General features: G+C 68.1%; 3 protein-coding genes. All 3 read right to left on the bottom strand.

Translation table 11 applies throughout. The features are described 5' to 3' along the window. Positions 1 to 127 precede the first annotated feature (127 nt). A complete protein-coding gene (gcvH, locus tag ACFQ36_RS21340; RefSeq protein ID WP_377017331.1) occupies positions 128 to 508 on the bottom strand; it encodes a glycine cleavage system protein GcvH in 381 nt (126 codons plus the stop codon). Between the two features lie 196 nt (positions 509 to 704). Continuing rightward, complete coding sequence (gene gcvT, locus ACFQ36_RS21345; RefSeq protein WP_377017333.1) at positions 705 to 1,868, bottom strand: glycine cleavage system aminomethyltransferase GcvT; 1,164 nt, start codon at positions 1,866 to 1,868, stop codon at positions 705 to 707. Positions 1,869 to 1,884: 16 nt separating this feature from the next. Next, the coding region (gene gcvP, locus ACFQ36_RS21350; RefSeq protein WP_377017335.1) for an aminomethyl-transferring glycine dehydrogenase at positions 1,885 to 3,819 on the bottom strand (1,935 nt) is incomplete at its 5' end.

Below are 3,819 nucleotides of genomic sequence, written 5' to 3' on the forward strand. Positions count from 1 at the left end.
TTCTCCGAGGCGATCATCTCCAGCCCGCTGCGCTGGCGGGTGAGTTCGTCGTCGATCTTCGCCGCGATCTCCGGATCCAGCACACCCAGGTCTGTGTCCAGGCTGGTGCCGGTCACGGCCTGGATGCTCATCCGAGCTCACCGCCGTTCTTGGCGGCGTACTCGTCGGCCGAGAGCAGCGGGCCCTCCTCGGTCACGTTGACGGTGAACAGCCAGCCTTCGCCGTAGGGATCCGAATTCAGCAGGCTCGGGTCGTCGATGGCCGCCTGGTTGACCTCGGCCACCTGGCCGGACACCGGGGCGTAGAGGTCGGAAACGGACTTGGTCGACTCGACCTCGCCGCAGCTCTGCCCGGCGGTGATGGTGGAGCCAACCTCGGGCAGGTCCACGTAGACGACGTCGCCGAGGGCGTCGGCGGCCACCTGGGAGATGCCCACCTTCACGGGGCTGGAGCCGTCCACCCACTCGTGTTCCTCGGAGTAGCGCAGACCGGACAGAACTTTGCTCATAATGAAACCTTTCGAAAGGGTGAATGAAAAATCTCGGGACAGCCGGAAGCGGAGCCGGCAACATTCCCTAAGCGCGCATCGCCGCAGCGAGGAACGAGCGGCAAGCGAATGATCCGGGTCCCGCTCCGAGCTTGCGAGGAGATGGGCAGATCATGAGTGCTAAGCGCGTGGGAATGTCGCCGGGGCCGCCGGCAGATTACTTTTCGCGCTTGTAGAACGGCAGCTCGACGACCTCGAACGGTTCCGCCTTGCCACGGAGGTCCACATCGAGCTTCGTCCCGACTTCGGCCAACTCCGCATCCACGTAGGCCAGCGCCACCGGGTAGCCCAGGGTCGGGCTGGGCTGGCCGGAGGTGACCTCGCCGACGACGGCGCCGTCCTTGAGCACCGGGTAGTGCGAGCGTCCGGCACGCCGGCCCAGGCCCTTCAGGCCCACCAGCCGGCGCTTGGGGCCCTCGGCCTTGCGGGCCTCGAGGGCTGCCCGGCCGACGAAGTCGGACTCCTTCTTAAAGGACACCACCGGGCCGAGTCCGGCCTCGAACGGGGTGACCTCGAGGGAGAGCTCGTTGCCATACAGCGGCATGCCCGCTTCCAGGCGCAGCGAGTCGCGGCTGGCCAGGCCGGCCGGGACCAGCCCTTCCTCCTGGCCGGCCTCCAGCAGGGCCTGCCACAGGGCCGCGGCAGACTCGTTGGGCACATAGATCTCGAAGCCGTCCTCGCCGGTGTAGCCGGTCCGGGCCAGCAGCAGCTTGTGGGCCCCGGAGCCGAAGGTGAATTCCACCTCGTCCGCCGCGTAGTACTTCATCCCGCGCACCGTGGAGTGCTGGCCGGCCGGAACAAGCGTGAGCAGGATGTCAAGGGAATTCGGCCCCTGCACTGCGATCAGCGACACATAGGCGGAGGCGTCGGTGACCGTGACATCGAAGGCCCCGTCAGGTCCGGACGCTGCCCGTTCGGCCAGGGCGGCGGCAACGACCCTGGCGTTGCCGGCGTTGGGCACCACGAGGTACCTGTCTCCCTTTTCCGTTGCCGGACGCCGGTAGGAGATCAGGTCGTCGATGATCCCGCCGTCGGCGTTGCAGATCAGCGAGTACTTGGCCCTGCCGACGGCGACGGCACCGAGGTTGCCGACCAGCGCGTAGTTCAGGAATTTCGCGGCCTCCGGGCCCTCGACCCAGACCTCGCCCATGTGGGAGAGGTCGAACAGGCCGGCGGTCGCACGGACCGCCTTGTGTTCGGCCAGTTCGCTGCCGTACTTCAGCGGCATCTGCCAGCCGCCGAAGTCGGTGAACGAGGCGCCGAGCTTCTGGTGCTCGGGGTAAAGGGCCGTATAGCGGCCGGTAGTGGTTTCAGTGCTCATCTGCGGGCACCTTTCCTTAGTTCTCGAAGGCTTCGGGCGGCGGGCAGGAGCAGATCAGGTTCCGGTCCCCGGCGGCGCCGTCGATCCGGCCCACCGGGGCGAAGTACTTGTCCATCTTCAGCGACGGCACCGGGAAGACCGCCTGCTCGCGGCTGTACTTGCGGTCCCAGTCACTGCTGATGGCCGCCGCGGCAGTGTGCGGGGACAGGCGCAGCGGGGATTCCTCCACGGTGAAGTCGCCGGCAGCCACCTGGTCGATTTCGCCCTTAATGGAAACCATCGCGTCGATAAACCGCTCGATCTCCGTCAGGTCCTCGGACTCGGTGGGCTCGACCATCAGGGTGCCGGCCACCGGGAACGCCAGGGTCGGGGCGTGGAAGCCGTAGTCGATCAGGCGCTTGGCCACATCCTCGGCGGTGACCCCGGTCTTCGCGGTCAGGTCGCGCAGGTCCAGGATGCACTCGTGCGCCACCAGGCCGGCGTTGCCCGTGTAGAGCACCGGGAAGTGCTCGTTCAGGCGCGAGGCGATGTAGTTGGCGGCCAGCAGCGCGTTCTTGGTGGCATTGGTCAGGCCCTCGGCGCCCATCATGGCCACGTACGCCCAGGAGATCGGCAGCACGCCGGCCGAGCCGAACTCGGAGGCGGACACCGGGATGCCCTTGCCTTCATGCGCGGCGATGGCCGCGTTGCCGGGCAGGAACGGGACCAGGTGCTCGGCCACGGCCACCGGGCCGACGCCGGGGCCGCCGCCGCCGTGCGGGATGCAGAAGGTTTTGTGCAGGTTCAGGTGGGACACGTCGCCGCCGAACCTGCCCGGCTGGGCCAGGCCCACCAGGGCGTTGAGGTTGGCCCCGTCGATGTAGACCTGCCCGCCGGCCTCGTGCACCGCGTCGCAGACCTGGCGCACGTCCGCGTCGTACACCCCGTGGGTGGACGGGTAGGTGATCATGATGCCGGCCAGCTGGTCCTTGTGCTGCTCGATCTTGGCGGCCAGGTCCGCATGGTCGATCGTGCCGTCCGCCGCGGTGGCGACGACGACGACCTGCAGGCCGGCCAGCACGGCGGAGGCCGCGTTGGTGCCGTGCGCCGAGGCCGGGATCAGGCAGATGGTGCGCTGGTCATCGCCGCGGGAGACATGGTAGTTGCGAATGGCCAGCAGCCCGGCATACTCGCCCTGAGAGCCGGCGTTGGGCTGGATGGACACGCCCGCGTAGCCGGTGATCGCCGCCAGCCGGGCCTCCAAATCCGCGATCAGCTCCCGCCAGCCGGCGGTCTGGTGCTGCGGGGCGAAGGGATGGATGGAGGCGAACTCCGGCCAGGTGATGGACTCCATTTCCGCGGTGGCGTTCAGCTTCATGGTGCACGAACCCAGCGGAATCATGGTCCGGTCCAGGGCCAGGTCGCGGTCCGAGAGCCGGCGCAGGTAGCGCATCATCTGGGTCTCGGAGCGGTAGCTGTGGAAGACCGGGTGCTGCAGGTAGGAGGAGGTGCGCAGCAGCTCGGAACCGAGTTCGAAGCCGGCAGCGGAAGCAGCGCCGGCCACCTTCGCGGCGGCGTCGTCAACACCGAAGGCCTCGGCGACCAGCGCCAGGTGCTCCGCCGTCGTGCCTTCGCCGGTGGAAATGCCCACCTGGTCGGCGTCGATGACGCGCAGGTTCATGCCCTTGGCCTCGGCGGCCTTGATCACCTCGTCCGCCCGGCCGGGGACCTTCACGGTGAGGGTGTCGAAGAAGGTATCGGACACCAGTTCCAGGCCGGCACCGGACAGCACGGCGGCCAGGGCGCGCGCGTTGTCGTGAACTGTCCCGGCAATGGCCTTCAGGCCCTCGGGTCCGTGGTAGACGGCATACATCGAGGCAACGATGGCCAGCAGCGCCTGTGCGGTGCAGATATTGGAAGTGGCCTTCTCGCGGCGGATGTGCTGCTCGCGGGTCTGCAGCGCCAGCCGGTA

It is taken from the genome of Arthrobacter sp. GCM10027362, assembly GCF_042679445.1.
Lineage (GTDB): Bacteria > Actinomycetota > Actinomycetes > Actinomycetales > Micrococcaceae > Crystallibacter.